At 38.4% G+C, this 21,068-nt stretch carries 8 protein-coding genes and 1 pseudogene; 1 reads left to right on the top strand and 8 read right to left on the bottom strand.

Annotated elements, in window-relative coordinates; genetic code table 11:
* Positions 1–27 precede the first annotated feature (27 nt).
* The 4 genes from AC07VK_RS02920 to AC07VK_RS02905 form a co-directional block, all read right to left on the bottom strand.
* Entirely contained in the window at positions 28–3,630 is a 3,603-nt protein-coding gene (locus AC07VK_RS02920) for a BamA/TamA family outer membrane protein (protein WP_492958222.1), read from the bottom strand.
* A gap of 212 nt (positions 3,631–3,842) precedes the next feature.
* Positions 3,843–4,748 carry an SdiA-regulated domain-containing protein gene (locus tag AC07VK_RS02915; protein ID WP_492958220.1) on the bottom strand — a complete coding sequence of 302 codons (906 nt, stop codon included), beginning with the start codon at positions 4,746–4,748 and terminating at the stop codon, positions 3,843–3,845.
* 87 nt (positions 4,749–4,835) lie between these two features.
* Positions 4,836–6,875, bottom strand: coding sequence for a polyphosphate kinase 1 (ppk1, locus tag AC07VK_RS02910; RefSeq protein ID WP_492958218.1), 2,040 nt, complete (start codon positions 6,873–6,875; stop codon positions 4,836–4,838).
* Positions 6,875–8,095 (bottom strand): Pycsar system effector family protein, encoded by a 1,221-nt coding sequence (locus AC07VK_RS02905; RefSeq protein WP_492958216.1) that lies wholly within the window; start codon positions 8,093–8,095, stop codon positions 6,875–6,877. Before AC07VK_RS02905 ends, ppk1 begins: the two co-directional genes overlap by 1 nt.
* Positions 8,096–8,437: 342 nt before the next feature.
* Here AC07VK_RS02905 and AC07VK_RS02900 point away from each other — a divergent pair, with 342 nt between their 5' ends.
* Positions 8,438–10,624: an alpha-galactosidase gene (locus AC07VK_RS02900; RefSeq protein ID WP_492958214.1), complete on the top strand. Its 2,187-nt coding sequence runs from the start codon at positions 8,438–8,440 to the stop codon at positions 10,622–10,624.
* 216 nt (positions 10,625–10,840) lie between these two features.
* On the opposite strand, the gene AC07VK_RS02895 is transcribed toward AC07VK_RS02900, so the two are convergent.
* From AC07VK_RS02895 to AC07VK_RS02880, 4 genes and pseudogenes are all read right to left on the bottom strand, one after another.
* On the bottom strand, positions 10,841–14,950 hold the full coding sequence (locus AC07VK_RS02895; RefSeq protein ID WP_492958212.1) for a two-component regulator propeller domain-containing protein: 4,110 nt from the start codon (positions 14,948–14,950) through the stop codon (positions 10,841–10,843).
* A 291-nt stretch (positions 14,951–15,241) separates the two neighbouring features.
* Entirely contained in the window at positions 15,242–17,926 is a 2,685-nt protein-coding gene (locus AC07VK_RS02890) for a DUF4962 domain-containing protein (RefSeq protein ID WP_492958210.1), read from the bottom strand.
* Positions 17,927–18,094: 168 nt separating this feature from the next.
* On the bottom strand, positions 18,095–19,462 hold the full coding sequence (locus tag AC07VK_RS02885) for a sulfatase family protein (RefSeq protein ID WP_492958208.1): 1,368 nt from the start codon (positions 19,460–19,462) through the stop codon (positions 18,095–18,097).
* Positions 19,463–19,651: 189 nt separating this feature from the next.
* A pseudogene (locus AC07VK_RS02880) lies at positions 19,652–21,046 on the bottom strand (alpha-L-fucosidase).
* Positions 21,047–21,068 lie beyond the last annotated feature (22 nt).

Raw genomic sequence — 21,068 nt, 5'->3', positions numbered from 1 at the left:
TTACATCTATTAATATGTTACACAAATTTAGTACCTAAAATTAAGCGAGACGTATGGATACCAGCCATCAGACGAGTGCCCCATTACAAATCGCACAACTGTAAGTGATGCCGGAGCGAAATAAACGCCCCCTCCTACACCGTGGTGCCATAATGTAGAAGTTTCGTCACGTTTCCAAACCCTGCCTACATCATAAAAACCCAATAAGCCAATCTGTCCGGGTAAAACATAACTAACCAGATCGCCAAGTTTGGCCCTAAGCTCTAAGTTGTTATAAAAAGTATGTTCGCCGGCAAACCTAAACTGGCGGTAACCTAAGAGATTTCCCTGCCCGCCCAGATATAAGGCCTGATAAAAAGCTGGTTTACCAATGGTTATCCCTCCACCAAAACGATCTGCCAAAATGAAGTTTTTTCTGCCATCGAGGTTTTTGTACAAAGCAATACTTGCCGTAAACTGTCCGTAAGAATTGGAGTATTTGTTAACGCCTTTGTAGCCCAAAAGTTTAAAATCGACATAACTGCCCAAGGTTGGTAACAGATCATTATCGCGGGTATTGTTGGTGAAATTTACAAATGCACCTGCAAACATCTTTTCGTTTCGTACCGTTATCGAATCAGATGAATGTAAGAGTGATGGATTTTCGATAAAACGGCCATCGTTATCTTCCTGATTATATTTATAATATTGATATGACGGACCAACGCTGAAGGTAGATTTCGGACGGCGCCACCTGATTGACGCATCAACCTGATAAAGGTTGAAACGTGCACGGTAGTACCTAATGTTGTCTCCATCATTGAAAGGTGTTTCGTTGCCCAAGCCAAAGAAATTCTGTGTGTTATTTGGCGCGAAAGCATCAGCTTTTACAACAAAATCGCCTTTACCCAAAGCTTTTAACCACTCTCCTTTATAGTTAAACCTAAAAGCTTTCGTAGAAAACGAATGCAGAAATGAAACGGTCTGTGAATTGCCATAAGGCTGTTTCCTGAAACCAGGGTTAGTTTGCCTGAAGATTAAACCTAATAAAAGGCCATCATCTTGATTGTAACCGGCATTTAGCAACCACGAATTACGGCGGTACATATCTTTTGGGATATAGCTGAAATTCGAGGTATCATTAGAAATAATTTTTCTGATTTTATTGGCATCCTCTCCATTATAAGCTGCCTTATCGGTTCTACCGTATAACTTTACAGATCCGTTGCTGTTTGCAAAATCGTAAACTTTAGTGCCCTTGCCACCGATAATCCGCAATTTAATATTCGAGTTTTTATTGTTCAGAATCAAGCTGTCGTTACCGTTGTGCATGTACACCCTGATTTCTTTGGTTACTTTGGGATCGAATTTCCGATCGAAAAGTTCGTCTTTGATATTACCTTCTTTAGAAATTTTATTGATTTTTACGCGTAATCCATCGTTTTCAGCATCGGTAATCTGAATCAGTTCATTTTTATTGGTCACCTCAATATCCACAATACGGTTAAAGAAATGATAATACTGGTTCATTAACTTTGGCAAAGTGGCTATCCGGTTACGCATCTGGGCCAAAAAGGCATCATGATGTAATGAGTAACTTGGTTCAGGGAGTTTTTTTAGTGCTTTCTCGAAAACGGCATCGTTATAGTTTGCGCAGAAATCTTTCACAATTTTATCAAACTCCTCCTCGTCAATATTGGCGGTCCAACGGCTGCTGATTTCTCTTCCTTCCCATAAAAACCAATTGATATCTTTTATACCACGTTCGTAACCCTGCATCATAGGTAATAATGACGAAGATTGCGTGTAGCGCTGTAAAAGGCCGTCAGATCTGAAAAATACCTGGTCACGATCTCTTGGTACCGGCGAATATAGCGAACCATCTTTAGTTTTGGTTTCTTTCCAGCGCCACTGGTCTTCATGCCTGTCCCAATCGCCCAATAACACATCAAATGCCCTTGCTTTTACCCAGGCTGGTCCGTCTAATCTATTATCGTTATCGTCTGTTAGTTTTTTATCCATTTTAGGAGAACTGTCTGATTCTCCAGTGGGTTCTCTTTCTTCGAACAAACACAAAGTATTGGCAAATGCCGATTCAAATTCGCCTAAGTTGTCATCAGGAGAAACCCAGCCAATAATCGGGTTGCTGTGTGGGATACCGCCGGCCTTGGCAAGTTCGGGAACTACCAGTGCCGAAAACGGATGCTGCGCTGACATATTATCTTTTATAATATCTTTAGCAAAAGTTTCGCGCAGTGCGGCAGGCAAAAGCACTTCAGGGTATTTCTCCACGCTGCGCAATACATATTCTTTACCGTTTTTATCCTCTAACCGTAATGAACGAGATTGATTGCCCCCGCCGCGTTGTGTCGCTTTTAAACCACCCATCATTTGGGAAACCCTTAGTACCGGAACCTTTGTTTTTGCAGCATATTCTTTACGGTAATTTTCGCCAAAAATAGTCCGGTGAAAACGGCCAACGCTGTCATATTCGGGTTTAATGCGTACAAAAATACTATCTGCGGTAATCGGTTTATCTCTATTTCTTACTATTTGAGGGATGGTTTCGAACTTTTTAATGTAACTATAAACTCTTTTAACGCTCGTATCTGAATAAATGTAATATTCATAGCGCATATCGTTGTTTTTCAACTGATCGGCAACCACATAACCTTGCTGCATTTCGTGAAATAAAGATGTTTTTCCTTCTTTATTTGGCGATACTTTTGAACCAGATCCACTAATAATCTGCAGCTGTTTTCCTTTGATTAATTGTAAACCATGTTCATGCCCAGCAACATAGGTTACATTTGGGTAATCGCCAAATACTCCGGTTATTGATTTAATCATATCCTTATAGGCCGGATGGTTTAAATCTTCAGGACTTAACAAGGTTGAGCGTAATAACGGATAAACAGAGCCTAAAACAGGCAAAGGGACATATAGATTTTTATTTAACGATGTGAGTGGAAAAATGTGGTTCCTCAAATTGAAATAACCGCCATGTGGCCCGTAACTCTGAAATGGGTGGTGCGAGGCTAAAAGAATAACCTTGTCTTTATTCTCTTCTAGCAACTGTTCCATCTTTACTAAAACCTCATCTTTGGTACGGCATTCGCATTCGCCATTAGGGTTCGATTTATTGTATGGAAAAACCCACCATTCGCTATCGTAAGCAATAATGGTTAATTTATCAGTTAATTTAATGGCAACAGGATCAGGGCATCCGTTTTCTGGTATTAACCTCAGTAATGGATCGTTCTGTGCTTTAAGGAAATCATCCTGTGCTTTGATTTTGGCCAAACCTTTGGGGCCAGATTTATCCCAATCGTGGTTGCCGGGAACAAAATAAACCGCAGCCCCCATTTTACGCATAGGCTTGAACTGTGAGCGTAAGATCTTTTTGGTCTCCTCTTCTTCTATACTACCCGGCAGGCCCATTCCGGTTGGGTAAATATTATCACCCAAATATACAACAGTTGTTTTTTTGGGAAGGATCTGCTTTGCAGCATTTTTTAAATCCTGCATTTGAGCAGGGTTCATTTCGCCGGCATCGCCAAAAAGAATTACACGATATTTTACATCATCTTGCGCAAAGGCAATGAAGTTAATTAAAAATAAAAGGGTAAAAAGGGTAAATCTTTTTATCATAGACTAAGCGTTTGTATAAAGGTAGTGATTTTAAAATTTATTTTGTTCGGAAGAAAAGTCGTCATCTCGACTGAAGCGTAGCGAAATGGAGAGATCTATATTAGATTTCTCGACTGCGTTGCACTTCGCTCGAAATGACGACCTTTTGCGGGACTGCCACTTTATTATAATTCTATTGCTTAGCATCAACATGATAAAACAAATACGAATATTTACTTTTTCAATTTAAACATTAAAATGTTTCCTGCCGATAAAGTACCACCCTCGTTAGAAATATAAAGGTTGTTATCGCGATCAAATGCGATACCTTCTGGTTGGTTAAAGAAGTCTCCTTTTAGCGGATATGTTGCTTTAATTTTGAAGTTTGCATCGGTAACGACCAATAATTTATTCATTGACGAAAGCACATACCACTCGTTAGTTGAGGGATTTTTAGCCAAAGCAGACGGACGGAACTTAATTTTGGCTTCGCCAGATAAGTCAGCTATTTCTTTATAAGACAAAGCAAAAGTTCCACTTGCAGTAAATTTGCCATCGGCATATTTAAAGGCATAAATATCGGTCTGATCGCTTTTATTTTTCTTAATTTCTTTAGTTAAAACATACACGAGACCTGTTTTTTCGTCAGCGGCTAAGCCTTCGTATTCGGCTTTAGGAACTAAGTCTTTGGTTTTAACCACATTTGCAACTTCTGGTTTATTGATCTCGCTAATGGGAAAGCTATGCAGTTCGCCATTACTTTTTAACACGATTACGGTATTATTTAAGATAGCCAGATCTTCATAATCGCCTTTACCTCCAAATTTGGTGAACTTCGATTCTTTATCGGTTAAGCCCAGATGAAACAAATCGCCGTCTTCGTCCTGTATCGCAAATACTTCTTTAGGGTCGTCATTATGAAATACAATTCCAGAAATTTCGAAGAGATTTTGGGGCATATTATACTTTACCGGGTTTGCTAAATCGTAAGGAAGACTTGATTTTTCTGCTCCTCCTGTTGAAACAGTTTCTGTTGAATCGTTATTTTTATCATCGCGATTACCATTTACGCACGAAATGCATAAAAAGGCAACTGAAATTAGTAAGCTAGAGGCCAGGAAAGTTTTATTGTATTTCATAAGGGGTAAATTTAATGTCCATGGTCTGTGTCCCCACAGACCATCAATAAGTAAAATCATGTGGTCTGTGAGGACACAGACCACGGGTTATTTATTTTTTAATAATTGATAAATATCGTGTTGAGACTCTACAGGAGTCCCGCTACTTTTAACAGGAATATTATCCATGTTTTCATCTATACAAACGGCCTGAACGTTATCTTGTTTTTGAATTTCGATAATATCTATCATCTCTTGTTTAATCTGCTCGTTATAAATCGGGAAGCAAACTTCAATTCTTCGATAAATATTCCGGTTCATCCAATCGGCAGAGCCCAGGTATACATCGTTTTTACCTAAATTATGAAAAATAAAAACACGCCCATGTTCTAAATAACGGTCTACAATACGGGTAACCTTAATATTTTCGCTCATCCCTGTTACGCCAGGAATTAAGCGGCAAATGCTCCGGACAATCAGTTCGATCTTTACACCTGCCGATGATGCCTCGTAAAGTTTATTGATCAATACTTTTTCTTCCAGATTATTCATTTTAATGGTAATACCCGATGGTTTACCTTGTTTGGCATGTTCAATTTCGCGATCTATCAAATCAAGAAAAACTTGCTGTAAATTAAACTGTGCTACCAATAAATGGTTGAATTTAATCAGATCGGACGAGGTAGGCTTAACCCTTTTGGCCAGAAAAATAAAAAGCAGCTCCACTTCACGCAGCATTTCTTTATTAGCCGTCATTAAAATATGATCGGTATAAAAAGCGGCTGTACTTTCGTTAAAGTTTCCGGTAGAAAACAAACCAGAATAACGCATTCTATCGCCTACCTGGCGTTTTACCAGGGCTACTTTGGCATGAACTTTTAAAGCAGTTACGCTATAAATAATATCAACGCCTACCTCTTTCATTTTCTTGGCCCATTTGATGTTGTTGGCCTCATCAAAACGGGCTTTAAGCTCTACCAAAACGGTAACTTTTTTGCCATTTTTTGCAGCGCTGATTAAAGCATTAACAATTTTCGAATCGCTGGCTACACGATAAAGCGTAACATAGATTTCCCGAACATCAGCATCAATAGCAGCTTCGTTAAAAAAACGCAATACACTATCGTAACTCTGGTAAGGCGTATGTACGATAATATCGTTTTTATAAATGGCCTCAGTTAATGATCCATCTATGAGGTCGGTATTGCAGATTTTTGGCCAGTTTTGGTTGGATAATTTTGGCGAATTTACAGGGAAGCCCATGAAATCTTTCAGGTTATGGTACTGTCCGCCTTCCATCCTATTCGCCTTTTTAAGGTTGAAAAGCTTTTTGAGCAGTTCAAAAACGTTTGCCGGTATGCCTGGTTGATGGAGAAAACGTGTAGCTAAACCAGAATCGCGTTTGAGCAACTGCTTCTCTAATTGTTCGGATAAACTGCCCGAATATTCATCTTTCAGGTCAATTTCGGCATCTCTGGTAATTTTGAAACTATAACATCCGGTAACTTCGGCTTCAGGAAAAATACGGTCTAAATGAAAACGAACGATATCATCCAGAAAAACAATGAAGGTTTCATCACCTGATTCTACTTTATAAAAACGGGCTAACTGGTTGGAAGGAATATTTAAAATAACAACTTCTGCATCTTCTTTCTTTTTTAACGTAATCAGAAAGTACAGTTCATTATTTGAGGGAAAAAAATTGGTATCAGCATTTATGTAAACCGGCTGCAAAAAGGCCATTACCTGACTCAAAAAATATCGGGTTATATTTTTCTGAATTTCTGCAGGGAATGGCTGTCCGTAAATTAAGTTTATCTTATTCTCTTTAAGTAAGGGAATAAGATCTGATTTAAGTACTTTCCCGTAACGCTGTTGCTGTTCTGAAATAAGCTGATTTGCCGTATTGAGCAAATTATCATCAATCCGGATATCGGTATTTTCCTTATTGCTCAATTTCTCTAAAGCGAGTAACACTGGCATCCTTACACGATAAAACTCGTCGAGGTTGGAAGAGAATATCGACAAAAACTTAATGCGTTCTAAAAGTGGAACAGTATTTCGCTCGGCTTCCATTAAAATACGCTCGTTAAATTTTAACCAGCTTAAATCTCTATTAAAAAAAGAGGTTTCTACAATCTGTTCCATTAAAGTTTACCGTAAGCTGCGTAAGCAATTACAAAGGCAAATACTGCAGCAATTAAACCAAACATGAAAATATTATAAGCCAGGCGGATCAGTTTATATTTTCTGCCCAAAACTACGCCTTGCGAGTATACATCGGTGATTAAGGTCCCATATAAAAAGTCTTTGTCGTTCATCACCTTAATCATTCCATCGGTATAACTGGGCAAACTCATTTTATAAAAGTTACCAAAAAACAATAAGTTTACTTTTTTCTTATCCATATCTTCCTGCGTAAACTCTCCCTTGGGGATAGATGGGCGGGTTGATAAAATGGAAACCACCACACAGGTTAAACTCACTACCAATAAAATAAATGTGGGTATAATCAGGTTGCCATGGTCTTCCAATCGCCTTAGCAACAAACTCACGATCAAGGAAAGCATGATCGAATTTACGGTGATCAGAATATGGGCCTTGTTATCGGCCATGTCGCTCAACCTTTGGTTATTGGCAGAGGTAATCCTAAACATGGTTTCGATACCTTTATCAGGCCGATCGTCTTTACCTTTTTTCTTTTTATCTTTATCTTTCTCAATAACAGGGGCAAAATTTACAGGTTCTGCCAATTCGGTACTAATTTCTTCCTGCGCTGTTAATTTACTTTTCAGTTTGCTGATATTTTTCTGTTTTTGATCGCTCAACAACAGATTGGCATAATCGGTATGGTAATGATGCGATTCCATAAACTGGATATCTCTTTTACGCCAATCAAGCTTACTGATATCTTTTTTATAGATTAATTCATTTTCCTTGTGCATCAATTTCCCTTTTGCACGAAAATCGGGCAACCCCAAATGGAACAGATCCGCATCGCAAAGGATTTTATCGATTTCATTTTTAGGCTTCTGTGGAATTTTAGTCGCCAGTATTGCACCTTTAACATGGTCACGGATTTCTTGATTGACCTGATGTTTCGCTAAAAAATCATCAGCCAGTTCTGCTCCTTTTGCTTCGTGGTTTAGTGCATCTTCAAAATATCCTGTATCGTGAAAATAAGCCGCAACAGTTACGGAGAAAAAATCCTGTTCATTAAGCTGGTAATGATTGGCGATTTGCTGCGCAGCATTTACCACTTCTTGCGTATGTTCGAGGTTATGATAAACCAGGCGAGGATCGTTATGGGTATGGAAGTAATCGCCAACGTGCTTTTCTACATCTTCCTGCAATTTTTTATAGTTCATGAGCGTATTAGGGGTTGCGATAATTTATTGTAACGAAGGAAATGCATTTCTTGAAAATGTTTAAAGATGAAAACTGTAATATTTTTTTATGATTATAAAATTACGCTAATTTTTTAAAAACAACGCTGATCTCCCCTTAACAATAATAATGCCCAGTTTATTTTACAATTAGATTTAAAAATGCGAGAGTTTTAGCACTATAATCTCCTGCAGTCGCATTAATTTTTGTTAAAAAAAGATAATAATCTGGTATAAATGGCACATTCATTGGCTTCAGAAAAATCTAATTTGCAATATTAGCTTATGGTTGATAATACCATCTAAACTTTACCCAAATAAATAATGAAAAGAAAAAACACACTTTTTTTTTTACTCTCAATGGCAGTAGGTCTAAACAGCTTTGCACAGAAAACGATAGAAATTACTACAAAAAGTAATGTGCTGATCTTGGAAACAGATCGTGATAACACCTTATTATCGACCTACCTTGGCAAAAAACTAGACAATGCGAGCGAATACCCAAGCATACAAGCATTAGATAAATACAAACCCGGCTCTGATGACCTTTTAAATAAACGTGAAGCTTATATTGCTTCTGGCTCACTTAATTTATTAGAACCTGCCTTAACTGTAACCCATGCTGATGGAAATAAATCTACCGTTTTAACATTTTCGGATGTAAAAACCGAACAGCTAGATCAGAACAGAAAATTAACCAGCGTAATCCTCAAAGATTTAAAATACAATTTTCAGGTTACCTTAAAATACCTGGCCTATTTTAATGAAAATGTAATTGAGCAATGGGCTGAAATTGAACATAAAGAAAAAGGCACAGTAGTATTAAACAAATATGCTTCGGCAAATCTTACCCTGAGCGGAAAAAAATTCTTCCTTAAAAACCAGTATAGTGGTGCCACACGCGAAATGCGATCGGAAGAACAGCAATTGCTACATGGCATAAAAACAATCGATTCTAAATTAGGAACCAGAACAAACCTGCTTCATTCTTCTTCTTTTATGGTTTCGATAGACCAGCCTGCCACCGAGGATATGGGCGAAGTAATTGCCGGATCGTTAGCATGGACAGGAAACTTTAAATTAGATTTTGAAACTTTCGACGAATATTACCTCCGCGTAACTGCCGGGAATAATAATTTTTCGTCGAACTATACTTTAAAGGCTGGCGAAAATTTCGTTACCCCGCGCTTTATTTATACTTATTCATCGGCAGGAAAAGGTTTAGCCAGCAGAAATTTGCATGATTGGGCAAGAAATTATCAAATATTAGACGGAAAAGGCCAAAGATCTACCATCTTAAACAACTGGGAAACCACTTATTTCGATTTTAATGATGAAAAATTAAATGAATTAACAAAGGATACCAAAAAGTTAGGGGTTGATGTTTTTTTATTGGATGATGGCTGGTTTGGAAATAAATACCCACGCAATGGATCTACTTCCGGCCTCGGAGATTGGCAGTATAACAAGCAAAAATTAAAAAATGGCATCAGTACTTTGGGTAAAGAAGCCACAGCAAGTGGTGTAAAATTTGGTATCTGGATAGAACCCGAAATGGTTAACCCTAAAAGTGAACTTTATGAGAATCATCCCGATTGGATTATCAGACAGCCTGAAAGAAAAGAATATTACATGCGCAACCAGTTGGTGTTGGATTTAACCAACCCTAAGGTTCAGGATTTTATATATAAAACAGTAGATGATCTTTTTAAGGAAGTGCCAGAAATAGCCTTCATTAAATGGGATTGTAACTCCTTAATATACAACGCTAACTCTCCTACCTTAAAAAACCAGGATCATTTTTATCTTGAATATATCAGGGGACTGAATAGCGTATTGGATAGGATTAGAAAAAAATATCCTAAAACACCAATGATGCTGTGTGCCGGAGGCGGTTCGAGGGTAGACTATGCTGCGCTACAACATTTCACCGAATTTTGGCCTAGCGATAATACGAATCCCTACGACCGCATCTTTATTCAGTGGGAATATTCGTATTATTTCCCTTCTATTGCTGTAGATAACCACATTACCGATATGGGTAAACAGCCTATTAAATTTAAAACAGATGTGGCCATGATGGGGAAACTCGGTTATGATGTACGTGTAAATGAGTTAAGTAAAAATGATTTGCTTTTTAGTCAGAATGCCGTTAAAACCTATAATAGCTTTAAAGATATTATCTGGCATGGCCAGCAATACCGTTTACAGGATCCTTACGAAAATAAAATAGCTTCAATTGCCTACGTAAACGAAGCAAAAGACCAGGCTATTGTTTTTAACTATCATGTGGCCACCCTTTTCACCAATGGTGTGATATTACCGATTAAACTAAAAGGGTTAGATCCCGCCAAAAAGTATAAAATAGAAGAAATTAACCTTTACCCTGGTGCTAAATCGCCAATTGACAGTTCTAAAGTTTACTCTGGCGACTTTTTAATGAAGGTAGGCTTTAATCCGGAAGCCAATGCTTACAGAACCAGCGTGGTTTTAAAGGTACAGGCGGTATAAACTATTTAAAAAAACATAACCTTCTCATGTTAAGGGTGGCTTTTCGCCTCCCTTTTTTTATATAGCCCCATAATACATTTTTATGAAAAAAAATACGTCTTTAGCATTTGCAGCATTGTTTTTATTCGTGAAGCTGCCTTATCATTTAAAAACAAAAAAAGAACAATCGCCTGAGCGGCAGAACATTTTTTTTTGCCATTATGGATATTATATCAACTAGCGCTCCATTTTATCTTCCTTGGCTAAGTATTCACTAGGCATACAACCATAGTACTGTTTAAATGCAGTAGAAAAATAAGAAGGAGAATTGAATCCACACATATAGGTAATCTGTGCAATGGTATATCGTTTGCTCTGCATTAGTTCAACAGCCTTACTAAACCTGATCCTTTTAATAAAATCGGTTGCTGATTCTCCAGTAATTGCCTTAAATTTTAGATAAAGATTTGATCTGCTCATGCCAATTTCCCGACTGAATTTATCCACTGAAAAATCAGAATCCGAAAGGTACTTTTCTACAATCGCTATCGCTTCTTTCAAGAATTCTTCATCTAATGTATTAAATGCTAGATTTTGAGGAACGATTTCATTACTTCCGCCGTAATATTCTTTTAATCGTTTACGCGATTTTAACAAACTGGCTATTTTAGCGCCAAGCATATCTATAGAAAATGGTTTGGTAATGTAATCGTCGGCCCCCATTTCTAAACCCTTAATCTGCTGATTTACTTCTGTTTTAGCGGTTAACAGGATCACTGGAATATGGGAAGTATTAATATTTTGTTTCAGCCTTTTACAAAAATGCAAACCGTCTAGTTCGGGCATCATCACATCGCTTACAACCAAATCAAATTGCTCTTTTTCTAAAATATCCAATGCCATTTTACCATCAAAAGCAATCGTAACTTCATAAGTTTCTTTAAAATAATCTTGCAGGTAATCTAAAATTTCTTTGTTATCATCAACCAAGAGCAGTTTACTTCTTTGCCCGTCATTTAAATTGGATTCAGTTATCAAAGATTGCTCGGTATACATCAGGTTATTTTCGGCTATCGCCTCCTCTTCAGGCACTATCGAAAGCTCATAACGCATACTTTCGGTCTGTAGATCCTCTTTGTAAACAGCATCTGCCATTGGGATGGAAACTGTAAATTTACTGCCTTTTCCAAGTTCACTTTCTGCTTTAATTGATCCGTGATGAAGTTCTATCAGTCTTTTGGTAAAGGCTAAGCCGACACCCGAGCCTAAATTCATTTCCTGATTATTAACCTGATAAAAGCGATCAAAAACCTTTGCGATATCATCTTCTGAAATACCCACCCCCGTATCGGTTACGGTGATAATGGCGAAATTGTTCAGCGTGGATAATTCGACACTGATCTTATTATATGTACTGGTATATTTAAATGCATTTGATAAGAGGTTGAACAATATTTTCTCCATGGCATCATTATCAAAATAGAAAGATAATTTTGCTTCGCTTGAATGGTAGGTATATTGTATCTGGTTTTTATCAGATAGTGGTTTAAACGATTCGTAAACCTCATGGATAAAACTTACGATATCACTTTTGCTAACTTTTAGCTTTCTTATGCCTGTTTCCGTTTTTCTAAATTCAAATAATTGATCAACAAGGTTGTATAAACGTTTCGCGTTAATCAACATCATTTCGTGCCGTTTGTTAATCAATTTATCTTCTGAAGGCTTTTTAATCAACTCTTCTAATGGAGCCAGGATAAGCGTAAGCGGCGTTCTTAACTCGTGTGACACATTGGTAAAGAAATCCATTTTAACCTGATTGATATAGCGTACTTTTTCTTTATCAACCCGTTCTAGCTTAAGCTGATGTAAGGCCTTAATTCTTTCGGCAATAATTCTATATGCAATATAACCACCAACTACAAAGGCAACAAACATTAACAAATAAAACCAGGTAGCGTTATACCATGGTGGCAATATTATAATTTTTAAGGTTCTTACCGCACTGGTTTCGCCATTTGGTCCTACCGCTTTAATTAAAAAAGTATAACTGCCTGCCCTAAGGTTATTATAGGTTATTTTTAAATCTTCGGTATGTTGCCAGTCTTTATCAAAACCATCTAACTTGTACAGGTATTTGGTTCTATTTGCAGAAATATAATTGAAGGTATTGAAATGGATGGTAAATTGTTTATACTCTGCCGCAAATTCGAGTTGGCTGCTTTGATCGATATGGTTCTCGAGTATTTTGGTTTCATCGCCACTGGTTACACTGTTATTAAATACCTCGAGGCCTGTAAAAGTTAATTTCAAAGGTAAGGGTTGTTGTTTAATATTAGATGGGTAGAAATAAGAAAGCCCTTTAATTCCTCCGAATAATAACATGCCATCGCTGGCTTTGCAAAAAGCATAATCATTAAACTGGTTGTTCTGTAATCCATCAGTTTCATCAAAAGCTTGCGAAGTTTTCGTATCAGGGTTGTAACGGATGAGCCCCCTGTTGGTAGAAACCCAAATATTGCCTTCATTATCGGGTTGCAAACCATAAATGGTTCCTTTTATAAAGTCTTTCCGGTTTTTATAAGTCACAAACGATTGCTGGTTCTCATCATATAAAATTAGTCCTTCCCTCGAACCAATCCATATCCGCCCATTTTTATCTTCTGCAATACAACTAATTACATCATCACGCAGCTGATTATTGAGATCATTACCAAATAACATGTTATCCGGATAAAACAGGGTAACGCCATTGGTTGTACCAATCCATATCCGATGTTTACTATCTTCAAAAAGGTAGGTTATGTCATCTGAACTGGGCCTTTTCCCTGCCTTGTCTAAATGAATATGTGTAAAAGTCTGACTTTGAGGATTAAACTGATCTAAGCCAGAGCGTGTTCCGATCCAGATCCTGTTTTTATAATCTTTCAATATACTATAAACCAGATCGCCCGCTAGACTATTCGGATCGCTTTCGCTATGGCGGTACCGCTTTACGTTACCGGTATTCGGATTTAAGATATTTAATCCACCATTGTGCATCCCAACCAAAAGATTCTGATCATTATCAAAAGCAATGGCTTTAATGTTGTTTGCGCTTAAGCTGTTGGCATTGTTCTCGTTATTGGAAAAATAGCTAATGCTATTGGTGGCCCTGTTCCAATAATTTAAGCCTTTATCGTTCGTTCCGATCCAAAAATTACCTTTCGAATCTTCCTTAATGGCACTTACTACTTCATCATTTAACGATAGCCTACCTGTATTCTGGCTCAGCAGGTTAAATTTGATATCGTTTTTATGGTAATAGTTAATACCACCGTAATAGGTACCCAACCAAATGCCATTTTGTTTGTCTTTAAAAAAACAGCGCACCGAATTTTGGCTGATGGTATAAGGTTGAGAAATTTGGTGAAAATAATTTTCGAAAGTATTGGTATTGGGATCGAAAATAGACAAACCTCGAAAAGTACCCAACCATAAATTACCATCCGTATCTTTCCCTACGCACCTGATATTGTTATCGGCTATACTTTTAGTGCCTGGCGAATGAAGGAAAATATTTTTCTTTTCAGTTTCGAAATTATATTGAATAAGTCCTTTACCTTCGGTAGCTACCCAAAAAACATCTCCATCGATATACACATCGTTAATAGCGGGTTTATCGGTTCCCAAATCAATTTTTACCAGTTTATTTTTCGAACCCGTCATTTTAAAAAGGCCAACTTCGGTACCGATTAGAATGTTTTGTTTCCAGCTTCCAACATAAACAACTCTTTTAATGCCTGTATTAAAAGAATCGTAATTAACCTGTTTAAACTGCGATTCGCCCATAGCCAGTTTAAAAATACCTCCAACAACAGAAGTAGCCCAAATATTATGCTGTGGATCTTCAGTAATAGAGGAAACATACCATTCGCCCAAACTACGGGGCAGTTTATAATTGATAAAACTATCGGTAGCATAATTATAGCGGCTTACCCCTTGGTTGCCACCTATCCACAAAGTACCTGTATGATCTATAAAAAGCGTACGAGTATAATAAGACTGTATGCTTTTAGGATCTGATTTTATTGGCCGGTAAACCTTAAAGCCTTTACTGTCGTAACGGTTAAGCCCGTCTTGTGTTCCTATCCATACGAAACCTAGCGTATCTTGTTTAATGGCAAAAACAGTACTTTGTGATAAACCCTTTTCTACAGAAATATTTCTAAAATGCCGACCGTTTATCTGCGCACCAGCTTCATAGAAAATGCAAAAAGCAAAAATCACGATGAAAAATAACTTACTCAACAGCGCTAATTGTTTAGTGAACTTCTTGTTTTCTAAAATATCTTTCCGCAATATCATACCTCGTCTTTTATCTGGATTGGATTAAGCCCTTCAAGTTAATAATTTCTTAACAAAAGTTTAGTAACGAAAAGGTTAAACTGGCAAAAAACAAGTTTTAATGCATGTGCAACATAAACGTAACGCCAGCTATAATCAATTAAAAATCAGCAGAAATAAAACCCAAAACACAGCTAAAACCGTTACATTTCTTAGTTAAAACGCTCTGGCAAAAAAACACACAAAGTTTAGTTAAAATAAACAGCTACATCAGGTAATATCCTGGTTGACCTAGCTGTTAATGTTGAGCTGTTATTTTAATTCGGGATCGAACTTAACCACATCCGGCAGTTCATCCACTACTTCTTGTTTGTTCATTTTAGCACCCTCCATTTCCAATAATAAACTGCTGTTCTTAATTTGATTACGATATGCTTTATTGTGATACACAACAGGCAGGTTTCCGTAATTAAACAAGGACGCTAATTGTTGATCAAAAACCTGCAGGGCAGCTGCTTTATTTCCATCCAGTTGTGCCTGTATATCCCAGTTGCCAACTTTTAAACGACTCAGGCCATTGACAGATGAAATGGTTTTAATTATTTCCGGTTTACCGTCTTTAATTTGTATAATGGTTAAGTACCTGAATTTTTGGGCTGGTAAAGAAGTGATGCCTGCATGCCATTGGTTAGTGTATTCGATGAGTTTTCCATCAGCGTCAGTTAGTTTGTTCCAATTTATTGGCTGTTCGTAAAATTTATCATGTACATCCATTTTTAAGGCACTATTTGCAAATATACTGGCCGTTACGTTACCCATGTTGTTTGTTACGGTAAAGTTTTGGCGGTTCGCATTATCGCTTTTATCCGCTTTGATAACATCATATGGTGTGTGGAACTGCGTTGTCCATTTTACAGGCTTATTAGCTTCCAGTTCATCATAAAGCAAAATATAACCACCATCTAACTGCAACATGTGCCTGCGGTACAGGGTCACCCCACTTTCGCCGTAGCCATTGGCCTTATTAGGTTTTAGGTTGATTTGCTCAAACCGGTTTAACCAAAATTCGCTTTTAATATCGCCATAGGCATTGCTGGCATCGCCCAAAGCGTACTGAATATGATTGCCAGAAATGGCACGGGGTATCCAGCCATAACCTTCTTCACCCAGTTTTTGGTTCAGGCTATCGGCCAGAATGGTATTATAAGATTTTGTTGAACGGTAGTTAAGCAAGTTATGTTTATCACTGAAATTGCTGTAATATCCGGCACCGCCGAAAATAATTTTGCCTTTATAATTAATGGTGAAGGCATTTTGAGAGGCGTGGCCGTGGCCCGAAGAACCAAATGGATTGCTCAACAAGAAACTGCTTAAACTTTTATCGGGATTTGCCAAATCCTGGTACATCGCCACCACACCCACATCAGCAAATTTGCGGGTTTTGGGCAAATTTGCTGGCGAAGTTGCTTGCAATTTCCGATCAGGCTTATAATTCAGCAATCGATATAAAAGATATTCGTCAGTACCGGTAAAATATTTGGGGTTGCGTTTTTTAGCTTCATCAACGTACCAGTTTAAATAAGGGTTATCCATCCTGAAAGTTAGCGCATCGGTAAACCAGGCCTGCCCCCTGCCACCGGCTGGGTATTTCTCCCACATATCGCCGGTGGCCGTATTACCAGCACCCACCGGATTTGTGTACAGCATATAATACGGCAGGTTTTGCATCCATGGCAGGTTAAAATAATTTACGCCGCTAAAATCGCCAAACATTTGCGACAGATAAATAATAGACCTGAAGTTTACCATAAAATAGCCATTGGCCTCATGCCAGCCACCATCAGTAGTGCCTAAAACTGGGAACCTTGCCGTCCAAACTTCGTACAGATAAGTTAACCATTCTTTGGCTTCGGGTACATCGTTTATTACCGCTACGGTAGCAATGGCAAGATTGGCCATGGTAATTTGCCATACGTGGTTATCGCTGACATGAAGTTCGAAACGATTGGGCAGACGATCGTACACCAGTTTAGCACGTATGGTAATCGCCTTTTTGAACATTTCTTTTTCTTGTGGCGATAAAAAATCATAACCAGCATCGTAAAACCAGCCCAACGACTCTAACACTACTCCGTTGTTAAAATCGCTACCCGTGGCTGGGGCACTGGGGTCCATATTGATGATGTTCAAAGCCCTGCGTTTGGCATCCAGAATAAAACGTTTGTCTTTACTTAGTTGATAAGCGATACACAGATTACTGATCGGCTTGCCTACCAAATCGCCAAAACCGTGATACATACGCTCTACCAATATTTTTTTCTCCAAAGGACTTTTACCAGTGGTATCAATTACCCGCATCGGTTTTTCGGCAGGCAGGGGTACATTCATCAGCTTTGTGGCAAAAACGATAAATTTTTTGGCCTCAGGGTTTTGGAGGTTATTTTTATAAAAATCTTCGCCAATGCGATGCATGCCCCACAGTAAGGGATGCTGGCCTTCGTTACGCTTTAAAACCTCGCTTATTGGTGGCGATACCTCCTGATTGGCATATTTGGCATCAACCACAAAATTATAAACTGGCGACCAGTTCCATCTATTATTTCCTTTTAAAGCATAACCATATTTCCAGAACCATTTACCAGGTTTTAATGCCTGATGTAAAGGATAAACTGCCCAACGCTGTTCGTCACTGACAATTATATTATTTTTAAAATCTTTATCGGTGGCTAACATCACTTTATAGCGCACATTGCCAATGCCTGGATCTTCGGGCACTTCGCTCCCACTCTCCATTGGGGTAACCATATTTTTGCCATTGGTGCTCGGCCACAATAAAGCGGGTGCATTAGTAGGAACGGTAATTCCGTTTGCCGGATAAGGCCACTCGCGAACACGGGCGTGTAACTTCTCAGCGCTTAGTTTTATAATAGCTGAATGTTGCTGAGCTAAAATATTTTGTGAGAGTAATGATAAGATTAGGATAATTATTTTTTTCATCAGTTGTGGTGCTGAGTTTAATATTGCATTCTTTTTTATTTGGGCGTGTCCCTGCGGGTCAGGCTATTCGCTACAAGTCCTCGCTTCGTCATTCTTCCTCGCTCTGGGCTTTCCGCTGCTATCCCTCACGCAGACTAACCGCCTGCTGCAAACAGTTTACTATCAAATCTACAAGCCTGCAGTAAATTTATCACCGTTTGTTTTGCACCATTTTTTTAGATAGGTACGCATGTTCATCAGTTTCTTTTTGTATTGGGTATTAACTGCCAAATTGGTTATTTCTCCAGGGTCTTTGGTTAAATCGAACAATTGTTCTTTAATTTCTCCTTTATTATAAACAATGTATTTAAAATCTTTAGTAATTACCGCCCTGCCGCTAATGCCCAAAAGTTCTTCGTTATCGGCAAAATCAGTTTCAATTACCAAGGTGTCCCGTAAATTATTCGAGGGCTTTGTTAATTGTTTACCAAGATCAATACCTTTTAAACAACCCGGTTTTTGCACACTGGTTAAGCCACAAATGGTAGGAATTATATCGGTACCGTTACACACCAGCATATCGTCTGTTCGGCTTTTTATAGAACCATCCATTTTCGCTATAATGAAAGGTATTTTAGCCGATTCTTCGTACAAAATCTGCTTTTGGTTCCAGCTGTGGCCGGCATAACCATCGCCATGGTCGGCCGTGAAAATGATGATGGTATTTTTCTCTACATCATATTTTTTGAGTGATGCCATTACCATTTCGATGTACTTATCTACTTTTTCTACCAATCGGTTATAGGCCCATCGGTATTGGCGCCATTTCTCTGGCGTATAGTTTACTGAGGGGTAGGTACGTAAGCCGACCGTTTTTTGCTGCTCTCGAACAATTTCAGGTTCATTAGCTGGAATTTTCCAGTTGGCTGGTAATTGTGGACATTGATCAACAGGGGGAACATCTTCCAGCACATCCATTTTTAAAGCTTCACCCCTTGCCCATTCGCAAATATCGTGTGGATTTAAAAAAGAGGCCACTAACAAAAATGGCTTGTCTTTATTTTCTTTAATAAAACGGGCGCAGTAAGAAGGGGTAGCACCATCATTATAATCTAAAAAATTGGTATTCTCTATATATTCAAAGCCGTGTTGACTTACTTTGGTTGTAGGCACAGGCAAATGCCACTTGCCTACATAACCTGTTTTATAACCTCCATTTTGTAAGATTTTGCCCATCATCAGCAAGCTATCAGGCCATTGACCGTCTTTTTCGGCGGCATTACCTACAAAGCCCGTTTCGAAAGGCATTTTACCACTAAAAATAGCAGTGCGCGAGGGTGTGCACAATGGCTGTGCGCAGTAAGCTTTAGTAAAACGAACCCCGTTTTTTGCCAGCTTATCCATAGCTGGGGTATGCAGATCTTTATTACCGGCAATACTCATCGCATCAGCAGTTTGCTGATCGGTCATGATGATGAGGATATTGGGTTTATTGGTGCTTTGGGCGTTGGCTACTGCAGCTAAAAAAAACAACAGGCTAAGGATGTTATATTTCATTTCTCGGATTATTTCTGATAACGAATTTAGCTATCCATCTCCAAAGTGAGTTTAGGATATGGTTAAAACAAATGCAGTTTTGACGAAAGGCCAAGTGTAAGTATCATCATGGGTTCTTTAGTTGCGGTTAACCAAAATTCTTAGTTTTGATGCTTACTTTCTTTTTTATATATTAAATAACAACTTGCGTTAATTAATTGCAAAAGCCAATGCTGGTGATGTTTGGCCAACCAGTTCTTTAGGTATAGTAACCACTACCACATCACCCTCTTTTTTCCATTGTACCTTCTTACCATTAGCCAATAATTTTATTTTACCATTGATTTTGGGTACATTACCTTTCCAATTTAAAGTTGCGGGCACTGCTGTTCCTTCTTTTATACCTACAATAGCATATTTCGTTTTACCATCTTTCGCTTGCGTAAACCAGGTTAGGCCATCATTATAATTTTTGGTAATTCGGGTACCATAAATGGCAGCTCCGTTTGTTTTAAGCCACTCCCCTACCTCTGCTAAAGGTTTTTCTACCTCCTTAGGGAAAGTACCCTCTGGTGTTGGACCAAAACCCAACAGCATATTACCGCCTTTGGCCACAATTTCGGCTAAACTTTGTATCACCCATGTGCTCGATTTAGTTTTTTCATCACTTCTATAACTCCAGCTTTTGGTTAAGGTAATGCAAGTTTCCCAAGGTTCTTTCATTTGGCTTTTAGGGATAGATTGCTCTGGTGTTTTAAAGTTTTCGTAAGGGCCATGTACGGTTCTATCGGCTACTAAAATACCGGGTTGTGCTTCACGTGCCATTTTAGCAATTTTAGGCATGTCAACTTCCTGATTAAAGTTAGGATAATTTGCACGTCCCCTTTGATTAAGTCCCCACTCCTGGCGCGCTAATTCTGTCTTTGTAGCAGGGCGTACCCAACCACCATCAAACTAAAGCACATCTATTTTACCGTAGCTGTGCATCAACTCAGCAATTTGATTATAAGTAAAATCCTTATATTTTTGCCAGCGTTCCGGAAAGTTGTTTATATTGTAATTGGCGTTGCGGGTAGGCGTAGGTTGGCGGTCCCACCAAAAATATGGTGAATGCCAATCGGGTTTAGAAAAATACGCACCAATCATCATTCCCTCTTTACGGTAAGCATCAAAAATATATTTTGTCACATCGGCCTTAGGGTTATTCTTAAATGGCCCGTTGGTAATTTTATAATCGCTCTGCTTGGTATCGAACATATTAAAGCCATCATGATGTTTGGTGGTAAATACAATATATTTCATCCCGGCATTTTTCGAAATTTCGGCCCAACGTTCAGGGTTAAATTTAATAGGATTAAATTTATCGGCCTGTGCCCAATACCATTTTTTATAGTTCTCGTAACTCAGGGTGGTATCTCGTTTCGGCCATGGCTCGCCACAGATTGGCCAGCTTTCAGGTATTCCGTTAACCGAATAAACACCCCAATGGAGGATTACCCCGAATTTCAAATCTTGCCATTGGTCTAATTTTTTTCGCACCAACGGATCTGTTGGGTATTCGTATTGTGCTGAAGGATCGTAAATGTCTTCCTGAGCATCAACCATTACTGGAATTACTAGTGCGAGA

The sequence above is a fragment of the Pedobacter sp. GW821-FHT01D05 genome, assembly GCF_059422505.1.
Note: the sequence above shows the minus strand (reverse complement) of the source record. Positions and strands in the feature narration are given on the sequence as shown.

Coding starts and splice junctions, on each gene's coding strand:
- AC07VK_RS02895 (WP_492958212.1), bottom strand. CDS start 14,950: ATGATATTGCGGAAAGATATTTTAGAAAACAAGAAGTTCACTAAACAA.
- AC07VK_RS02915 (WP_492958220.1), bottom strand. CDS start 4,748: ATGAAATACAATAAAACTTTCCTGGCCTCTAGCTTACTAATTTCAGTT.
- AC07VK_RS02890 (WP_492958210.1), bottom strand. CDS start 17,926: ATGAAAAAAATAATTATCCTAATCTTATCATTACTCTCACAAAATATT.
- ppk1 (WP_492958218.1), bottom strand. CDS start 6,875: ATGGAACAGATTGTAGAAACCTCTTTTTTTAATAGAGATTTAAGCTGG.
- AC07VK_RS02905 (WP_492958216.1), bottom strand. CDS start 8,095: ATGAACTATAAAAAATTGCAGGAAGATGTAGAAAAGCACGTTGGCGAT.
- AC07VK_RS02900 (WP_492958214.1), top strand. CDS start 8,438: ATGAAAAGAAAAAACACACTTTTTTTTTTACTCTCAATGGCAGTAGGT.
- AC07VK_RS02885 (WP_492958208.1), bottom strand. CDS start 19,462: ATGAAATATAACATCCTTAGCCTGTTGTTTTTTTTAGCTGCAGTAGCC.
- AC07VK_RS02920 (WP_492958222.1), bottom strand. CDS start 3,630: ATGATAAAAAGATTTACCCTTTTTACCCTTTTATTTTTAATTAACTTC.